Source organism: Rheinheimera faecalis (assembly GCF_021290965.1).
Lineage (GTDB): Bacteria > Pseudomonadota > Gammaproteobacteria > Enterobacterales > Alteromonadaceae > Pararheinheimera > Pararheinheimera faecalis.
The window spans coordinates 108954-127674 of sequence record NZ_JAJOYT010000001.1; the positions used below are offsets into that span (position 1 = coordinate 108954).

Sequence of the window (18721 nt, forward strand, 5' to 3'; positions counted from 1 at the left end):
TGAAGTGCTGATTAGTTTAGTTTAACAAATCAACAAGTTCGATTGCTGCGCCTAAGTAGTTATCAGGACGCAGTGCTTTTAATTCTGCTTTCACTTCTGCAGGCAGCTCTAATTTATCGATAAAGACTGCCAAGTCTGCTGGCGTGATACGTTTGCCGCGGGTCAGTTCTTTCAGCTTTTCATACGGCTGTTCAATGCCATATTTACGCATTACTGTCTGTACCGGCTCTGCCAGTAATTCCCAGTTCTGATCCAGCTCGCTCATCAGGTTGGCTTCGTTCACTTCCAGTTTGCTGATGCCTTTGAGGCTTGCATGGTATGCAATGACAGTGTACGCAAAACCTACACCTAAGTTACGCAGCACAGTAGAGTCTGTTAAGTCACGCTGCCAACGTGATACAGGTAACTTGGAGGATAAATGCTGGAATATGGCGTTAGCCAGACCCAGGTTACCTTCAGAGTTTTCAAAATCGATTGGGTTCACTTTATGCGGCATAGTGGACGAGCCAATTTCACCGGCAATAGTGCGCTGCTTAAAGTGACCTAAAGCTATATAACCCCAGACATCACGGTCGAAGTCGAGCAGGATGGTGTTGAAACGTGCGATGGCGTCAAACAGCTCTGCGATATAATCGTGTGGTTCAATCTGAGTGGTGTACGGGTTCCAGCTTAAGCCTAAGCTAGTGACAAACTCTTCTGCAAACTGATGCCAATTCAGGTTCGGGTAAGCGGATAAATGCGCATTGTAGTTACCTACAGCACCGTTGATTTTACCCAGCAGTTCAACCTTAGCGATTTGCTCACGCTGACGCTTTAAACGCATGTACACATTCGCCATCTCTTTACCTAAAGTGGTCGGAGAGGCTGGCTGACCGTGAGTACGGGCCATCATAGGAATAGCTTTGTATTTATGGGCTAAAGCTTTGATTTCGTTTAATAACTGATCGCAGAGTGGCAACAGCACTTCATCACGTGCTGCACCTAACATCAAACCGTGCGACAGGTTATTGATATCTTCAGAGGTACAGGCAAAGTGAATAAATTCACTGACCGCTGCTAATTCAGCATGACCAGCTACTTTTTCTTTGAGTAAATATTCAACCGCTTTCACGTCATGGTTGGTGGTGCGCTCAATGTCTTTGACACGCTGCGCATCAGCAAGGCTGAAATTGTCGACAATTCCGTTTAACAGCGCGTTGGCACTGTCGGATAAAGCCGGAACTTCAGTGATAGCTGCAGTGGCTGCTAATTTTTGCAACCAACGTACTTCCACAGTCACCCGGAATTTGATTAAACCATATTCACTAAAAAACTCACGCAGCTCGCTGGCTTTTGAGCCATAGCGGCCATCTACAGGGGAGATGGCGGTTAATGCTGATAATTCCATTAGGTGCTCCTATGAATGGGTTGGGGCAATAGTGTGTAAAACGGATTTGGCTTCATTCAGCAGTGCTTTGCGTTTGAATACAAAATGCAGACGACTGCCACCGGACTGGCGCCATAACACCACGGCGCGGATAGCTGCCAATAACAAAGCGCGAACTTTATGCTGTACCAGTTGCTGTTTCAGCAGTTCTGGCTGACCAGCGACCTGAATTCGGGTGCCTAAAGAGCTGATGCATTCGACATAAATATCGGCCAGATTAGCAATGATGTTTTCATCGGTAATAGCAAAATGCTGCAGTTGCTGCTCTAAGCGGGATAACCTTTTACCCAGGTTATCCAGATTATCGCGGTTTTTTGTCAGCTTACGCTCCAGTGCAATCACGGACACCACATAACGGGTCAGTTCCACATCTTTGCGTTGATTGTCACCTAACTGATCCACCAGACACTGATAACCAGCGCGCAGGTTCGCCACATCTTTGCCATAAATATCCAAAGGTTCTGCCGGAGATAAATTAGCGATACTGGCTAAACACAACTGCAAATCAGCCAGTGCTACATCGTTGGTACGGGTGACTTGCTGTAATAGCTTAAGAGCCTGGCACATACCTGCCAGAGCAAGGGTTTGAGTCTGAATACTGTGTTGCATAAGTTACTGTATGGCCGAATTAATAATGCCACCACCCAAACAAATCTCGTCGCTGTAAAACACAGCAGACTGACCTGGGGTAACGGCTTTTTGAGGCTGATCAAATACCACAACCACAGTGCCATCCGGCATTGGGGTCAGGGTGCATGGAATATCGGTCTGACGATAACGGGTTTTGACAGTGCAGCGAAGCGCTTGCTGTGGGCCAGTGCGATCGACCCAGTGCAGTTGATTTGCCACTAAACCTTTGGAGAACATACTTGGATGGTCGTGGCCCTGAGCGACAATAAGACGGTTATTGATCAAGTCTTTCGACACCACATACCATGGCTGATCATCACCGTCTTTTAAACCACCAATACGTAGACCTTTACGCTGGCCTAAAGTGTGATACATCAGACCATCGTGCTGGCCAATTTTGTCGCCGTCTACTGTGTAAATATCACCAGGCTGGGCTGGCAGATACTTTTGCAGGAAATCTTTAAATTTACGCTCGCCGATAAAACAAATGCCTGTGCTGTCTTTTTTATCGTGCGTAATTAAACCTTGTTCTTCAGCAATAGCCCGTACCAGAGGTTTTTCCAGATGACCCACAGGGAACAGGGTTTGCGCCACATGTTCTTCACCTATGGTATAGAGGAAATAACTTTGATCTTTATTGGTATCCAGACCCCGCAATAACTGCCAATGGCCTTCTACTTCACGGCGCTGTACATAATGGCCTGTGGCGATAAAGTCGGCACCTAAAGCTTCGGCGGCAAATTCAAGGAAAGCTTTAAACTTAATTTCCTTGTTGCACATAATATCCGGGTTCGGCGTACGGCCAGCTTTGTATTCCTCGAGGAAATATTCAAACACATTGTCCCAGTACTCAGCGGCAAAGTTGACTTTGTGCAGCTTGATACCCAGCTTGTCACAGACCGCCTGAGCATCTCTTAAGTCGTCAGCAGCAGCGCAATATTCGCTGTCGTCATCTTCTTCCCAGTTCTTCATAAACAGGCCTTCGACCTGATACCCTTGCTGCATCAGCAAGTAGGCGGACACTGAGGAATCAACACCACCGGACATACCGACAATGACTTTTTTGCTGCTGTTATCTGACATTACACCGCACTTTTTACTGGCTGGATGGGAACGGGCGCGGATTATAGCACCAAATTCTTTGCCAAAAAATGTTAATCAAAGCGAATGTGCGACGGCATTTCTGATCTGAGACAACGACAATAGTTGGTTTTGTTCAAACTGTGTGATGGCATCCAGCACTAATTGACTGCGTACGGGCAGGGCATGAGTGCGTAATTCATCCAAACTCAACCAGTGCAAGGCCCGAATATCGTCATCTTGTGGCTGATACTGTAGCGGTAATTCGGTAGGGGTAAAGACAAAATTCACCCGCACATAAAAATGACCATTGGCGGCTTTGAGCTGGGAAATACCCAGCCAGGCATCAGGTTCTAAGCTCAGGCCTGTTTCTTCCTGCAATTCGCGTTTTACCGCACTGATGACATCTTCATTTTCCTCAACATGACCTGCCGGCTGATTCAGCACCAGGCGGCCGGAGCTTTTATCTTTTTCCTCCACCAATAAATAACGACCCTGAAAATACAACACTGCGGCGACAGTTAAATGCAATAAAGGACGGGACATAAACAAAAGGCTCCTTAAATGAGGGCTTCGAATAAAAAGAAGGCGACGGAAAAACAACAAGGCACTCTATTTATGCCATATATGAACAAAAAAACCGATCTTTTGTTGTAATTGGCGCAAAACGCCCATAAATCGCTAATGTTGCTCAAGTGGTCGGGCCGCAGAACTCTGTTTTCCGTCTGACATTTCAGTAATATAAAGCGCGACAGAGTTTGAGCAGCTACTACTTCTGTCGTAAAGCGCATGTGCTTGACTAGGCTCTTAGAATGAGCGCTGTTATACTCGGGCACCACGAGTACACGAGTAACTGTAACGTTTTAAACAGCCCAGGCCGCATCAAGTGAGACGCGTCTGGCTAACGACTCAATTTTGCTGTAAATCCAGGAAACGATATGACCACCTCAAAAATTATCTACACTATTACGGACGAAGCCCCGGCACTGGCCACTTATTCTTTTTTACCTGTAGTTGAGGCTTTTGCCAAAACTGCGGATATCGAAATTGAAACTCAGGATATTTCTCTGGCTGGCCGTATTCTTGCCTTGTTCCCTGAATTTCTGACCGAAGCACAACGTCAGCCAGATGCTTTAACGGGTTTAGGCGAGCTGGCGAATACGCCAGAAGCCAACATCATCAAGCTGCCAAATATCAGTGCTTCTATTCCACAGTTAGTTGCTGCTATTAAAGAACTGCAAGCCAAAGGCTACAAACTGCCTGATTACTCGGAAGATCCAAAAACAGCGGAAGAAAAAGAAGCCCGCAGCCGTTACGACAAAGTTAAAGGCAGCGCGGTAAACCCTGTGCTGCGTGAAGGTAACTCAGACCGTCGTGCTCCTGCTTCTGTTAAACAATATGCCCGCAAAAACCCGCATTCTATGGGGGCCTGGAGCAAGGAGTCGAAATCTCATGTGGCTCATATGAGCGCAGGTGATTTCTACGGCAGCGAAAAGTCTGTCACGATCAAAGACGCTGGTCAGGTGCGTATTGAACATGTGGCAGCAGATGGCAGCGTGACTGTACTGAAAGAAAAAACTGCTGTGAAAGCCGGCGAAATCATTGATGCTTCAGCCATGAGCAAAAAAGCGTTACGTGATTTTATCGCTGCAGAAATTGCTGATGCGAAAGCCAAAGATGTATTGCTGTCAGTGCATTTAAAAGCCACCATGATGAAAGTGTCTGACCCTATTATGTTTGGTCATGTGGTCACTGTGTTCTTCAAAGAAGTCTTTGAAAAACACGCCGCAACTTTTGCTGAATTAGGTGTCGATGCCAACAACGGTTTAGGTGATGTGTACGCAAAAATCGCTAAGCTGCCAGCCGATAAAAAAGCTGAAATTGAAGCCGACATCAAAGCTGTCTATGCAAAACAGCCCGCTCTGGCGATGGTGAACTCTGATAAAGGCATCACGAACCTGCATGTTCCAAGCGATGTGATTATCGATGCTTCTATGCCTGCTGCTATCCGCTCTTCTGGCCAGATGTGGGGCCCGGATGGCAAGTTAAAAGACACCAAAGCTATTATTCCTGACCGTTGCTACGCAGGTGTGTATCAGGAAACCATCAATTTCTGCCGTGAACACGGTGCTTTTGACCCTCGTACCATGGGCTCAGTGCCAAACGTTGGTTTAATGGCGCAAAAAGCGGAAGAATACGGCTCACACGATAAGACTTTCGAAATTAAAGCTGCGGGTCAGGTTCGTGTCGTAGATGCTGCTGGTACTGTGCTGATTCAGCATAACGTGGAGCAAGGTGATATCTGGCGTATGTGTCAGGCCAAAGACGCACCAATCCAGGATTGGGTGAAACTGGCGGTCAACCGTGCCCGTTTAAGCAAAACTCCTGCGGTATTCTGGTTAGACAAAAACCGTGCTCACGATGCTCAGCTGATTGCTAAAGTAGAACGTTACTTAAAAGATCACGACACCACTGGTTTAGATATTCAGATCATGTCGCCGGAAGATGCCACCCGTCATACCTTAAAGCGTATCAAAGAAGGTCTGGATACCATTTCTGTGACAGGCAACGTATTACGTGACTACTTAACGGACTTATTCCCAATTCTGGAATTAGGTACCAGCGCGAAGATGCTGTCTATTGTACCTCTGATGAATGGCGGTGGTTTATTCGAAACGGGCGCTGGTGGTTCTGCTCCTAAGCACGTTGAACAGTTTGTTGAAGAAAACCACTTACGTTGGGATTCGTTAGGTGAATTCCTGGCTTTGGCTGCATCTCTGGAGCATTTAAGTCAGGTGACTGGCAATGCAAAAGCTCAGGTGCTGGCCGATGCTTTGGATCAGGCAACTGCCAAGTTCCTGGATAACGACAAGTCGCCAACCCGTAAACTGGGTCAGTTGGATAACCGTGGTAGCCACTTCTATCTGGCATTCTACTGGGCAGAAGCTCTGGCCGCACAAAGCAAAGACGCAGCTTTAGCTGCACAATTTGCTCCACTGGCTAAAGCTTTAACTGAAAACGAAGCCAAAATTGTGCAGGAATTAAACTCTGTCCAGGGTAAAGCAGTAGATATCGGTGGTTACTACAAACCAGACGACGTTTTAGCATCAAAAGCTATGCGTCCAAGCGATACCTTTAATCAGGCATTAGCTGCACTGTAATTCACTGTAGGGGAGAGGCTTGTCCTCTCCCGTCTAATGATACCGCGGTGCTTATGGACGGGCCGGGACAAGCCGCGGCCCCTACGAACCTTGTATCGCATTTTGATTAATTGAGAGCAAAGAAAAATGCCGGCTTATGCCGGCATTTCATATGGATATGTGAGCTTCAGGTGGTTATTCAGGTTTGTGACCTTCTGGCAGAGCGATATTTACTGCATGTAAACCTTTTGGGCCCTCAGACAGGTCAAACACCACATCCTGGCCGGCCTTCAGCGTACGGTAGCCATCCATGTTAATGGTTGAATAATGGGCGAAGATGTCTTCGTCACGACCATCTTCACGAATAAACCCAAATCCTTTGGCATTATTGAACCATTTCACTTTACCGGTAGCCATACTACTTCCTTCTCTAAGTTAGCTAAATTCTGTATTCTAAGGCGGAGCAACAGGGAGCTGCGGGCAGACTCCACCATTTACTGTAGATAATTTGTGCAGCTAGTCAAGTTTTTTACCCACTTGTAAAGAGGCGTTGCAGATACTATCTATAAGATACGGGATACAGAGTGGCTGCAAAGCCTGTAGTGGCTTTGGGTCCGGCGAAAAAATTCATCAATGCAATTTTGATGCTTTGAACAGGCGTGGCTATAGTTTATGAGCGGTTATAAAGAAAACAATGGAACAGATCATGGAGTGGTGGAGAAAACCCGGCAACAGGTGAAACCTCCCTCTATGTATAAAGTCATACTTCACAACGATGACTACACCCCGATGGATTTTGTCATTGATGTGTTAACCCGGTTTTTTAATATGCAGTATGAAAAAGCCAGTGAAATTATGTTGCAGGTGCATTACGAAGGTATGGCGGTCTGTGGTGTGTTCACAGCCGAGGTTGCGGAGACCAAAGTTCAGCAAGTGTCCATTTATGCGAAAGAGCACGAACATCCATTGTTATGCACTATGGAGCGGGCTTAACGCCAAACAACTGCTGTTGTAACTCAGGTGGATTAGGAGTGATGTTGTATGTTGAACAAAGATCTTGAGTTAACCTTAAATCTGGCGTTTCGGTTTGCGCGGGAAAAACGTCATGAGTACATGACGGTCGAACATTTATTATTAGCTTTATTGGATAACCCGGCTGCAGGTGAAGCGTTAAAGTCCTGCGGTGCCAATATAGACCGCCTGCGGCTCGATTTGTCGCATTTTATTGATTCCACCACCCCTTTATTGCCAGAAGACGACGCAGACCGCGACACGCAGCCTACGCTCGGATTTCAGCGTGTATTACAAAGAGCGGTGTTTCATGTGCAATCCTCAGGTAAATCTGAAGTCACAGGCGCTAATGTGTTAGTCGCTATTTTCAGTGAACAGGAATCTCAAGCGGTTTATTTACTGAAAAAAATCGATATCAGCCGGTTGGATATCGTCAACTACATTTCTCATGGTGTCATTAAAACCGAAAAAATCGAGCAGCAGGACGAGCAGCAAGATGAAAACGGTGATGTGCAGATTGAAGAAAACAAATACCTGGAAAGCTTCACCGCCAATCTGAACGTCCTGGCAAAAAATGGTCAGATCGATCCTCTGGTTGGCCGTGATATGGAGCTGGAACGTACGATCCAGGTGTTGTGCCGTCGTAAGAAAAACAACCCGTTACTGGTGGGAGAAGCTGGCGTCGGTAAAACCGCTATTGCCGAAGGCTTGGCCTATCGTATCGTCAATAAGCAAGTGCCTGAAGTCATTGCCAATGCCACTATTTATTCACTGGATATGGGCTCTTTGCTGGCTGGAACCAAATACCGCGGTGACTTCGAAAAACGCTTAAAATCCTTGCTGAAAGAAATCGAAAACGAAAAAGATGCAGTGCTCTTTATTGACGAAATTCATACAGTCATTGGCGCAGGTGCTGCGTCCGGTGGTGTGATGGATGCATCCAATCTGATTAAACCACTGTTATCCAGTGGTCGTTTACGTTGCATAGGTTCAACCACCTATCAGGAATTTAAAAACATCTTTGAAAAAGACACAGCGCTGGTGCGCCGTTTCCAGAAAATTGATGTGGTTGAACCAAGCGTTGATGACACCACCCAAATTTTGCAGGGTTTAAAAGAACGTTACGAAGCCCACCATGGTGTGCGTTATACCCAAAAAGCGCTACGTGCTGCAGCTGAGTTGTCAGCGAAATACATTAACGAGCGGCATTTACCGGATAAAGCCATAGACGTGATAGACGAGGCGGGAGCCAGCCAGCGTTTATTGCCTGTGTCTAAACGTAAAAAAGTCATTAATGTGCCGGAAATTGAACACATTATTGCCAAGATGGCGCGTATTCCTGAGAAGTCAGTGTCAGCCTCTGATAAAGATGTGCTGGCGAATTTAGACCGTAACCTGAAAATGGTGGTCTTTGGCCAGGACGAGCCTATTGAAGTTTTAACTTCGGCTATTCGTTTATCCCGCTCAGGTCTTGGCAACGAAGAAAAACCTATTGGTAACTTCTTATTTGCAGGCCCAACAGGGGTAGGTAAAACCGAAGTCACCAAACAGTTGGCTAAAATTATGGGTGTTGAGCTGCTGCGTTTTGACATGTCCGAGTATATGGAACGTCATGCGGTCAGCCGCCTTATTGGTGCGCCTCCCGGTTATGTTGGTTTTGATCAGGGCGGTTTGCTGACAGATGCTGTATCGAAGCATCCGTACTCTGTCGTGCTGTTGGATGAAATCGAAAAAGCGCACTCCGACATCTACAACATTTTGCTGCAAGTGATGGACCATGGCACTTTAACCGATAATAGCGGCCGTAAAGTGGATTTCCGTAATGTGATTTTGGTGATGACCACCAATGCTGGTGTACAGGAGACGGTGCGTAAAACCATTGGCTTTAAACAACAGGATCACAGCCACGACGCTTTAGCCGAAATTAACCGGACCTTTAGTCCTGAGTTCAGAAACCGTCTGGATGGCATCATCTGGTTTAAACATTTATCCCGCGACATTATTCTGCAAATTGTCGATAAGTTTGTCTGTGATCTGCAGGTGCAGCTGGATAAAAAACAAGTGTCGATGGAATTGAGTGGTGCAGCCCGTCAATGGCTGGCCGACAAAGGTTACGATCAGGCGATGGGGGCCCGTCCTATGGCGCGGGTTATTCAGGAGCAACTGAAAAAGCCTTTAGCCAACGAGATTTTGTTTGGACGACTGGCGCACGGTGGTGATGTGCGTATTGATCTGAAAGGCGATGAATTAGAATTTGACTATAACGAAGAAGAAGCTTTGGTATAAGTATCAAGCTTAGCTAAGCTCTTCAAATACGAAAAAACCCGGCTTGGCCGGGTTTTTCTTTATAACGCATGAAGCAAATAGCGTTAGCGCTATCTGGTTCCGTCAAATCTTAACGTTGACGGAACACGATGCGACCTTTGGTCAGATCGTAAGGAGTTAATTCAACAGTGACTTTGTCACCTGTCAGAATGCGAATGTAGTTTTTACGCATTTTGCCTGAAATATGGGCAATAACTACGTGGCCGTTTTCTAACTCGACCTTAAACATGGTATTTGGCAGGGTATCTAAGATAGTCCCTTGCATTTCAATTACGTCTTCTTTCGCCATTCAGCGTGCCAGCCTCTTATTTAAATTCATTAGTTCAAAAAACTGCCGCAGATTTTGCCGAAAAAGGGCAGATAAGTAAAGCAACATAGTCAGATTTAGCTAAATGAGAGCCATTCTCCGGCTATAAAGCGTTGTTGTGGCAAAAATTTTGCCTTGTAACTCATTTTTTGACAGTGCTGGATGTAGTAACCCAGATAAACAAAACAGATGTTTTCTGTTTTAGCTTGTTCAATCAATGCCAAAATAGCCAGGGTGCCAAAGGCCAGCACATGGCCTGTCTGATAAAAAGTATAGACAGCAGAAAAGGCATCGGCTGTGCAGTCGACTACAGTCACAGCGACTAACTTGTCATCTATGTATTGTTCTAAAAATTGTATTTTTAACCAGTTGGCTTGCCATAAATAGGACATTTGCTCCGGACTTGTCGGGGACATTGAGCTGCCGGCATGTTTGCTGTCGATATAAGACTGGTACAAAGCATAATACTTTTCTGTACAACTTTCGTTATCACTGAATTCTGTCAACTGATAACGCCAGCTACTGCGTTTTGCTTTATTCCAGACCCGACGTTGATTGCTGTTTAATTGAAATGCTGTCGCTTCGATCCGTACCGACTGGCATTGCTGACAGCCTTCACAGTACGTAGTATAAATCTGCTCACCGCTGCGTCTAAAATTCAGCGTCAGTAGTTGCTGATAAAACTGTGCATCTAAGGGCTCATCCGGCAGAGTAAAAAGCAGCCGTTCCTGGCGGTCGGGCAGATAATTGCATTGTTGTTGCTGACTGACTCCAAGTTTTAAGCCTGACATCTTAAAGCTCCAACTGAATATCCTGCACACGCCAGATATCAACTGGGCAGAGCAGGGCTTTATGATTTGCCAGTAAGGTCAGGTAAGTTCTGCGCGACAAAGGCTCTGCTCCTAACTGCTGTAAAAAAGGATTCATCATCTGACAATCAATATAGCCTGTCGCAAAGGAGGATAAATGCTGCTGTAAAGCCGCAAGCGCAATTTTTGCCGTATTGGGCTGAGTATTAAACATCGACTCGCCACAAAACAGCTGGCCAACCATAACCCCATAACAACCACCGACCAGTTCGCCATCAGACCAGACTTCAACACTGTGAGCATGGCCTTGTTGATGCAATGCAATATAGGCCTGTTGAATATCAGGTACTATCCAGGTGCCTTGCTGCGAAGCGCGTGGCGCACTACAGGCTCTGATCACCAGCGGAAAAGCTTTATTGATACTGATTTGAAAACTGGAGTGGTGCAGAAGTTTTCGCAAACTGCGGTTGGGTTTTAAAACACCGGGTTTAAAAATGGCGCGTTGTGACGGGCTCCACCACAGCAGCGGATCGCCTGGGCTAAACCAGGGAAAAATACCGCTTTGATAGGCTTTTAATAGACGTTCAGGCGATAAATCACCGCCCATGGCTAATAAACCATCCGGTTCAGTCAGAGCCTGACTGACCGGAGGGAATTCAAGCGATGTCTCTGATAATTCGGGTAAATAAATCACCACTATTTACCCTTTAAAAGTTCAGGAAACTTATTTAGCCAAAGCGTCTAAATAACGCTCAGCATCTAAAGCGGCCATACAGCCTGTGCCAGCCGAGGTAATAGCCTGACGGTAGATATGATCCGACACGTCACCTGCAGCAAATACACCTTCAATACTGGTTTGAGTGGCGTTGCCTTCAGTGCCACTTTGCACTTTCAGGTAACCGCCGTTCATTTCCAACTGACCGGCAAAAATGTCGGTATTTGGTTTATGACCAATAGCGATAAATACACCAGCAACAGCTACATCTTCAGTCGGCTGGCCATTGGTGGATTTTAAACGCATGCCGTTGACGCCCATATCGTCACCCAGAATCTCTTCCAGCTCACGGTGAGTGTGCAGAATAATATTGCCTGCAGCGACTTTGGCCATTAAGCGGTCAACCAGAATTTTTTCTGCTTTAAAGGTATCGCGACGGTGCACTAAATGCACTTCTGAGGCGATATTGGCTAAATACAGCGCTTCTTCGACTGCGGTATTACCGCCACCTACTACTGCAACCTTTTGATTGCGGTAAAAGAAACCATCACAAGTGGCACAGGCAGAGACACCACGGCCGTTGTAAGTTTCTTCTGAAGGTAAGCCTAAATACTTGGCTGAAGCGCCTGTGGCTATAATCAGCGCGTCACAGCTGTACTGACCGTTATCACCGGTCAGAATAAATGGACGCTGCTGGAAATCCACGGTGTGGATATGATCAAACAGAATTTCAGTATTAAAAGTTTCAGCATGAGCTTTCATGCGATCCATCAGTGCAGGGCCTGTTAAACCATGCGGGTCACCCGGCCAGTTTTCTACTTCAGTGGTGGTGGTTAATTGGCCGCCCGCCTGCATACCTGTCAGCAGCACCGGGTTTAAATTGGCGCGTGCAGCGTAAACAGCCGCAGTGTAGCCCGCTGGGCCAGAACCTAAAATCAATAAACGGCTGTGTTTAATAGTGGACATGCATTACTCCGGCATTTTTCAATGGTGTATTCAGTTGAGTCGTTAATGGGGCCGATTTTATGGCATTGCAATAGCGAGATAAAGCACAACCGCATTTTTTCCAATTCAGGCTCTGGTAAGGAATCCAAGCTATGGTATTGTTTGTTTACACATATTTGCTATTAACCCTCGGCTGAGGTTTACATTGCACTATTTTTCCCTGCCTTTGGCCAACCTGGAGATCTGAAAGAATGATGATCAGGTTTTGGCATATTCTGCTCATGTTGTGGCTGTTGTGCTGCAGTTTTGTCGTGACGGCACAAACTCATTTTACCCGGCTCAGTGTTGATGATGGCTTACCCAATGCCAGCATTTACCGTATTGTGCAGGATAAAGAGGGTTATATCTGGCTTGGTTCCACCAACACTGGTTTACTGCGTTACAACGGTTACGAACTGGAGTCCTTTGATGTGCTGCCAGCCTCGGTCAGCAACAACATACTGGTGCCTGATATTGATGCCTTGCTGATGGATCAGAACGATCAGTTGTGGATTGGCAGTTGGGGCATGGGCTTAAGCAAAGTAGATACCCAAACCGGGACAATCTCACATTACTCCGATCGACCTGACAGTGCTTTGGTGTTGACCAGTAATTACATTCAGAGCCTGTTACTGGATCAATCAGGTGTGTTATGGATTGGCACCAACAAAGGCTTACAGCGACTGTTGCCTGACGGAACTTTGCAGACAGTAGGAGCCGCTGATGCCGCTCAGCCGCTGATTAATCAACGTATCTGGGCTCTGGCTCAAACCGAAGATGGCACAATCTGGATTGCAACCAGTAGTGGCCTTCATCAGTGGACTGTTCAGGATGGGCTTAGTACTGCCTATCAGGCTTTTGGTCAGCAAAGTGTCAACAATGAAATGCGAACCCTGTTTGCTCATGGTAATCAGTTGTGGGTGGGAGGGCGCAGCTCTTTGTTTCAGTTTGAGCGCTCCTCTTCTATGTTTCGGGCCATACCTTTTTATGACGAAGCACTAAGCCCTATCGTCAATGTGCTGGAAAGTGATCGGCAAGGGAATTTACTGGTCGGAACTTTTGACGGTATTTATAAAGTATCGTTAACCTCAGGTTTATTTGAACCTTTTGCGGATGGCAGACAGCTATTGCCTGGTATTAATGTGCGTTCTTTATTGGTCGACCGCAGCGGGTTGTTGTGGGTAGGCAGCAGAGAAAGAGGATTATTTTATGGCAGGCACCAGCCATCGGCATTTACCGACTTAACCAGTTGGGGGGCACAAGCTGCTGCTTTGGCAAAACAGCAACTGACAGCGGTGAAAGTGGAAGACGATTATTTATGGCTGGGCAGTGCGGACCAGTTTCATCAGCTCAACAGAAAAACAGCTGCTGTGGCGTCGTTTTCGATGCCTGCCCGCGTGAATACCATCACAAGAACCAGTCGGGGTGAGCTGTTTATAGGCTCTGACAATGGCTTATGGCAATTTGACGAAAACAAACAGCAGCTGATACAGCTTGATTCGGGTCAAGGGCCCAACAGTACTCAATGGCAAAATGTGCGGGATCTGATCAGCTTAGCTGATGGCAGCTTGTATCTGGGCTTATGGCAAAACGGATTGATGCGTTGGGACCCCAGTGGCAATCATCAATTTTGGTTGCAGGATATGGCGCAGCATAAAGTAGGCGATGCGGTACAGGTGGTTCAGGAAATACAGGGGAAAATCTGGTTAGGGACGCGCTATTCGGGCATTTTTGTTCTGGACCCATCCAGTTTGGAACTACAGTCGTTAAACGACTTAGTGCCCGTTGAGCAGGCACTGGATATTCAATGTATAGCGCCAGGGCCTGATAACACTGTACTGGTGTGTAGCCGAAGCGGGCTGCTCAGTCTGGACCTGCAGAACCGAATCGTATCCGGGCAAAGAGATGGCATCAATGTGCTTAAAACTGAATTGCTGGGGGCTTATACAGACGCACAAAAAAATATCTGGTTGTTTTCTGCTCATGGTTTGAGTTTAAAACCCTACCAGCAGGAGCGTTTAATTACCTTCACCGAACAAGATGGCTTGAGTAACAGGGAAATGATTTTTAAGGCATTTTCGGTGTCTAAACGAGGTAACTTGTATTTAGGTACGGCCGGAGGTTTAGCCATAGTCCATGCAGAACGACTGTGGTTGAATCATTACAAAAGCAACACCCGTGTTTCTGCTATTTGGATTGATCAGAAAAAACTCAAAACAACTATTATGCAGGGCCCCTGGTCTCATATTGAATTAAAACCAGGTGAGAGTATTAGCCTGGAGCTTGCTAGTCTTGATTTTCACGACCCTAAACGTAATCAGTTTATCTATCAGTTGGAAGGTGTAGATAACAGCTGGCAACAAAGCACCGGCTATACCAAAGTGAATTACAGTCAGCTGGAGCCTGGTACTTATCAGTTTAAAGTACTGGGTTCTAACCAACATGGTTTGTTTGCGGATGAGCCACAAATTTTGACCATCGAAGTCTTGCCTTTGTGGTGGCAACACAGCTGGGTCTTGCCAGGACTTGCTGCTCTGTTGTTATTGCTCTTGCTGTGCGGACACGCCTACCGGCTACGTCATATGCGGCAAATCAATAGACTGCTACAGCATTCAGTACAGGAAAGGGCATACAACCAGACTGTACTGGAGACTATGGTAGAGGAACGTACGAAAGCGCTACAGGATAGCTCCGCGACTTTATCATTAAGGACCCGACAGTTAGAGATTAGCTTGTCGCAACTGGCCGAAAATAACAGGGAATTAAAACGGCTGAATAATCTAAAAGACGAGTTTATTTCTACCGTCAGTCACGAGCTGCGTACACCTTTGACCTCTATTCGTGGTGCTGTAGGCTTGTTGGCCAGTAAAGCTGTGTCTGAAGATTCTCAGCATTATCAGCAGCTATTGCAAACAGCACTTGGCAATAGTGAACGTTTGTCGCAACTGATTAATGACTTGCTGGACTTACAAAAGTTTGAATCCGGTAATTTTAGTTTGGCCTTTGATGCAGTGGATATGAAGCAGTTGGTACTGCAGGCTCTGGATGGCATAGCCCCATTTGCAGCCAAGTATCAGGTGAGTTTCCAGACGAAGCTTGCTGACTGTAAGGTGATGGCGGATCCAACCCGGATCAGGCAAGTGGTCGATAACCTGTTATCCAATGCCATTAAATTTTCCAGTGCCGGTCAGACGGTGGTGGTGCAGTTAACGGGGCTTGGGGATCGTATTCGTTTTGAAGTACAGGATCAGGGGGCAGGTATTCCCGATAATTTCCGTAATCGTATTTTTGAAAAATTTTCTCAGGCGGATGGCTCGACTAGCCGCAAAGCCGAAGGCACTGGGCTTGGCTTAAATATCTGCAAGACTATTATCGGAGCTCATCATGGCGAGATAGGTTTTGAAAGTAAACCAGAACAAGGCGCTTTGTTCTGGTTTGAGTTACCGATGCAGCAGATTTAAAGAATTGGCTGTGGCAGAACATGCCAATACACTGCCAGAAAATGACAAACACTGCCTGCGAGCACAAATAAATGCCAGATCAGGTGATGCATAAACAAAGTTTTTTGCACATAAAACAGCACGCCACCTGAGTAAAATAAGCCACCAGCCAGTAACCACCACATGCCTGCTGCCGGCACATGGGTCAACATAGGGTCAATGGCGACAACCACTATCCAGCCCATGATTAGATAAAGAGCTATAGATAATTTCTGATATTTAGCGCCGGTAAAGAGTTTTAACAGCACACCAGCAAAAGCAATACTCCAGACCAGAGCAAATAACCACCAGCCCCAGTTGTCTCTTAAACTGACAAGCGTAAAAGGAGTGTAGGTACCGGCGATCAGAATAAAAATAGCCGAATGATCGAGTTTTCGCAGCCATAACTTGTGCTTAATGTTCTGAACTGAGTGATACACAGTGGAGCTGCCGTATAACAAAATTAAACTCAAACCAAATACCCAACTGCTGACCTGACGCCAAAAGTCGGTAGTGGCAGTCAGTTCCACCATCAGATATAAGCCCACTAGACTGGCTAAAACTCCAAGCCCATGGCTGATGGCATGGCTTAATTCTTCTGATGAACTGTAGCTGGTGGCTGTTTTAATACTCTGCACTGTGTTCTGACCTGCTGAAAACGCACTAAGGTGTTGAAAACGCCATGGTAACACTGGCCTGATTAAAGCAACCAGAGCAATTCGTTATTTTCTATGGATAAAGGTAAACTAACGGCCTTTGTGATCTTGTGGTGAAATTAAGTTTTTATGAGTGTGCTTCTTGTTGTGGGTTACGTCTGGCCTGAACCTAAATCCTCTGCTGCTGGCAGCCGTATGTTGTCTTTGCTCTCAATGTTTCGCGCTCAGGGCTGGACCGTTATTTTTGCAAGTCCAGCCGAAAAAAGCCCACACCGTTTTGATTTAAGCCAGTGGCAGATCAGTGAAGAGCAAATTCAGTTAAACGACAGCAGTTTTGACGAGCAACTCAAAGAGTGGCAACCCGATATGGTGATGTTTGATCGTTTTATGCTCGAAGAACAGTTTGGCTGGCGGGTAGAGCAACAGTGCCCGAAAGCTTTACGGCTATTGGATACTGAAGATCTGCATTTTTTACGTTTAGCCCGTCAGCAGGCGTTTAAAGCAGGCAGGGAAGTGACACTGCAGGACTTGCATTCTGAACAGGCGCAGCGTGAAATTGCCGCTATTTATCGCTCTGATCTGACGTTGATTATCTCAGAAGCTGAAATGCAGCTTTTGACTGAGCATTTTAAAGTACCAGCAGAGCTTTTATGTTACAGCCCGTTTTGGCTGGACACAGAAATAGCAGCTGATTTACCAGAATTTGCGCAGCGCCAGCATTTTGTTTCTATTGGTAATTTCCGCCATGAGCCCAACTGGCAAGCTGTTCTGTGGCTCAAACAGCAGATTTGGTCGTTGATCCGTAAGCAACTGCCTAAAGCAGAACTGCATATTTATGGTGCTTATCCACCGCCTAAAGCCACTCAGTTGCATCAGCCGAAGGATGGATTTCTGATCAAAGGCTGGGCAGAAGATGCGGCAGAAGTCATTAAAAGTGCCCGGGTGTTATTGGCTCCTTTGCCTTTTGGAGCTGGCTTAAAAGGTAAATTTATTGATGCAATGGCACAGGGTACACCCAATGTAACCACAGCTGTGGGCGCTGAAGGCATGTTGCATCAAGGCGAATGGGCCGGACTGACGTGCGAAACCGCACAAGAGATAGCCGATGCCGCAGTGCTTTTGTATCAGGACCAAACCTTATGGCAACAAAAGCAGCAACAAGGTTTTGTTATTTTGGCAAAACGTTTTTCCATCCATGAGCATCAGCCCCGCGTCTGGCAACAATTGATGGATATGCAGCAACAGCTGTCACAGCATAGATTAACCAACTTCACCGGCGCTATGCTCAGACATCATCAGCATCGCAGCACGCAGTTTATGGCGCAGTGGATTGAAGCAAAAACTAAACTGGCAGAGCTGAAACGAAGTTCTGCCACGCAGGAGACAAAACATGAGTGAAATCAGCCGTCAGGCGTTAATTCAACTTCTTGATCAGGAGCTACAAAGTAGTCTGATCAAAGACTATTGCCCCAATGGCTTACAGGTCGAAGGCAAAAGCCAGATTAAAAAGATTGTCGCTGGTGTTACCGCCTCTCAGGCATTGCTGGATGCGGCGCTCGCTGCTGGTGCTGATGCCGTCATGGTGCATCATGGTTATTTCTGGAAAAACGAAGACTATGCCATTACCGGTATTAAAAAACGCCGCTTACAAACCTTACTTAAACACGATATCAGCCTGATAGCCTACCATTTGCCTTTGGATGTACATCCGCTGCTTGGCAATAACGCTCAGCTGGCCTTAAAGCTGGGGTTAACCAGCTGGCAGGCTGTGCCTGGTGTCAGCCCATCCGGCGTACTCATGCGTGGCACTTTAGCACATCCTATGACCAGTCAGCAGATTGCCGATCGTCTGCATAGGGAGCTTAACCGCTTACCTCTGTTACATGCTGTGCTGGATAAACCAGTGACTGAACTGGCCTGGTGCACGGGCGGCGGCCAGTCTTATATCGATCAGGCTTATGCGGCTGGTGCAGAGCTTTTTATCAGCGGTGAAGTGTCGGAGCAAACTATTCATAGCTCACGTGAGCTTGGCATCGATTTTATTGCCGCAGGCCATCACGCCACAGAACGGTATGGCATCAAAGCGCTGGCTGAATTTGTGCAGCAGCGTACAGGTGTTGTCTGTGAATTTATTGATATCGATAATCCGGCTTAGGTCT

The 18721-nt window shown here is 46.5% G+C and carries 16 protein-coding genes; 6 read left to right on the forward strand and 10 right to left on the reverse strand.

Annotated elements, in window-relative coordinates; translation table 11 throughout:
* Window positions 1-16 precede the first annotated feature (16 nt).
* The 4 genes from purB to LSG34_RS00530 all read right to left on the reverse strand — a co-directional run bounded on the left by purB (window position 17) and on the right by LSG34_RS00530 (window position 3682).
* A complete protein-coding gene (purB, locus tag LSG34_RS00515) occupies window positions 17-1387 on the reverse strand; it encodes an adenylosuccinate lyase (protein ID WP_233006870.1) in 1371 nt (456 codons plus the stop codon).
* A gap of 9 nt (window positions 1388-1396) precedes the next feature.
* Window positions 1397-2035 carry a high frequency lysogenization protein HflD gene (gene hflD / locus LSG34_RS00520; RefSeq protein ID WP_233006872.1) on the reverse strand — a complete coding sequence of 213 codons (639 nt, stop codon included), beginning with the start codon at window positions 2033-2035 and terminating at the stop codon, window positions 1397-1399.
* A 3-nt stretch (window positions 2036-2038) separates the two neighbouring features.
* A complete protein-coding gene (gene mnmA, locus LSG34_RS00525) occupies window positions 2039-3139 on the reverse strand; it encodes a tRNA 2-thiouridine(34) synthase MnmA (protein ID WP_233006874.1) in 1101 nt (366 codons plus the stop codon).
* A 75-nt stretch (window positions 3140-3214) separates the two neighbouring features.
* Window positions 3215-3682, reverse strand: a complete 468-nt coding sequence (locus LSG34_RS00530) for an NUDIX domain-containing protein (RefSeq protein WP_233006875.1) — start codon at window positions 3680-3682, stop codon at window positions 3215-3217.
* A gap of 392 nt (window positions 3683-4074) precedes the next feature.
* On the opposite strand from LSG34_RS00530, the gene LSG34_RS00535 reads away from it, so the two are divergent.
* The gene (locus tag LSG34_RS00535) at window positions 4075-6297 is read left to right on the forward strand and encodes an NADP-dependent isocitrate dehydrogenase (RefSeq protein ID WP_233006876.1); all 2223 of its coding nucleotides are present in this window, start codon (window positions 4075-4077) and stop codon (window positions 6295-6297) included.
* 174 nt (window positions 6298-6471) lie between these two features.
* Here LSG34_RS00535 and cspD read toward each other — a convergent pair whose 3' ends face one another.
* Window positions 6472-6693, reverse strand: a complete 222-nt coding sequence (cspD, locus tag LSG34_RS00540; protein WP_046518730.1) for a cold shock domain-containing protein CspD — start codon at window positions 6691-6693, stop codon at window positions 6472-6474.
* A 255-nt stretch (window positions 6694-6948) separates the two neighbouring features.
* On the opposite strand from cspD, the gene clpS reads away from it, so the two are divergent.
* Together clpS and clpA are read left to right on the forward strand one after the other, a co-directional pair.
* A complete protein-coding gene (clpS, locus tag LSG34_RS00545) occupies window positions 6949-7269 on the forward strand; it encodes an ATP-dependent Clp protease adapter ClpS (RefSeq protein WP_233006877.1) in 321 nt (106 codons plus the stop codon).
* Window positions 7270-7317: 48 nt separating this feature from the next.
* Entirely contained in the window at window positions 7318-9573 is a 2256-nt protein-coding gene (clpA, locus tag LSG34_RS00550) for an ATP-dependent Clp protease ATP-binding subunit ClpA (RefSeq protein ID WP_233006878.1), read from the forward strand.
* A gap of 109 nt (window positions 9574-9682) precedes the next feature.
* On the opposite strand, the gene infA is transcribed toward clpA, so the two are convergent.
* From infA to trxB, 4 genes are all read right to left on the reverse strand, one after another.
* Window positions 9683-9901 (reverse strand): translation initiation factor IF-1, encoded by a 219-nt coding sequence (gene infA / locus LSG34_RS00555; RefSeq protein WP_008610216.1) that lies wholly within the window; start codon window positions 9899-9901, stop codon window positions 9683-9685.
* Between the two features lie 95 nt (window positions 9902-9996).
* Window positions 9997-10710: an arginyltransferase gene (locus LSG34_RS00560; RefSeq protein ID WP_233006879.1), complete on the reverse strand. Its 714-nt coding sequence runs from the start codon at window positions 10708-10710 to the stop codon at window positions 9997-9999.
* Between the two features lies 1 nt (window position 10711).
* Window positions 10712-11425, reverse strand: coding sequence for a leucyl/phenylalanyl-tRNA--protein transferase (aat, locus tag LSG34_RS00565; protein WP_233006880.1), 714 nt, complete (start codon window positions 11423-11425; stop codon window positions 10712-10714).
* A 27-nt stretch (window positions 11426-11452) separates the two neighbouring features.
* Window positions 11453-12409, reverse strand: coding sequence for a thioredoxin-disulfide reductase (gene trxB, locus LSG34_RS00570; protein WP_008899359.1), 957 nt, complete (start codon window positions 12407-12409; stop codon window positions 11453-11455).
* A gap of 230 nt (window positions 12410-12639) precedes the next feature.
* On the opposite strand from trxB, the gene LSG34_RS00575 reads away from it, so the two are divergent.
* Complete coding sequence (locus tag LSG34_RS00575) at window positions 12640-15888, forward strand: ATP-binding protein (protein WP_233006881.1); 3249 nt, start codon at window positions 12640-12642, stop codon at window positions 15886-15888.
* Here LSG34_RS00575 and trhA read toward each other — a convergent pair.
* Window positions 15885-16544 (reverse strand): PAQR family membrane homeostasis protein TrhA, encoded by a 660-nt coding sequence (trhA, locus tag LSG34_RS00580; protein ID WP_233006882.1) that lies wholly within the window; start codon window positions 16542-16544, stop codon window positions 15885-15887. The two genes, LSG34_RS00575 and trhA, sit on opposite strands and share 4 nt — an antisense overlap.
* 147 nt (window positions 16545-16691) lie before the next feature.
* Between trhA and LSG34_RS00585 the strand changes: the two genes are divergently transcribed.
* Both LSG34_RS00585 and LSG34_RS00590 read left to right on the forward strand, forming a co-directional pair.
* Complete coding sequence (locus LSG34_RS00585) at window positions 16692-17960, forward strand: glycosyltransferase (RefSeq protein WP_233006883.1); 1269 nt, start codon at window positions 16692-16694, stop codon at window positions 17958-17960.
* Complete coding sequence (locus LSG34_RS00590; protein ID WP_233006884.1) at window positions 17953-18717, forward strand: Nif3-like dinuclear metal center hexameric protein; 765 nt, start codon at window positions 17953-17955, stop codon at window positions 18715-18717. The genes LSG34_RS00585 and LSG34_RS00590 overlap by 8 nt, the downstream gene beginning before the upstream one ends.
* Window positions 18718-18721 lie beyond the last annotated feature (4 nt).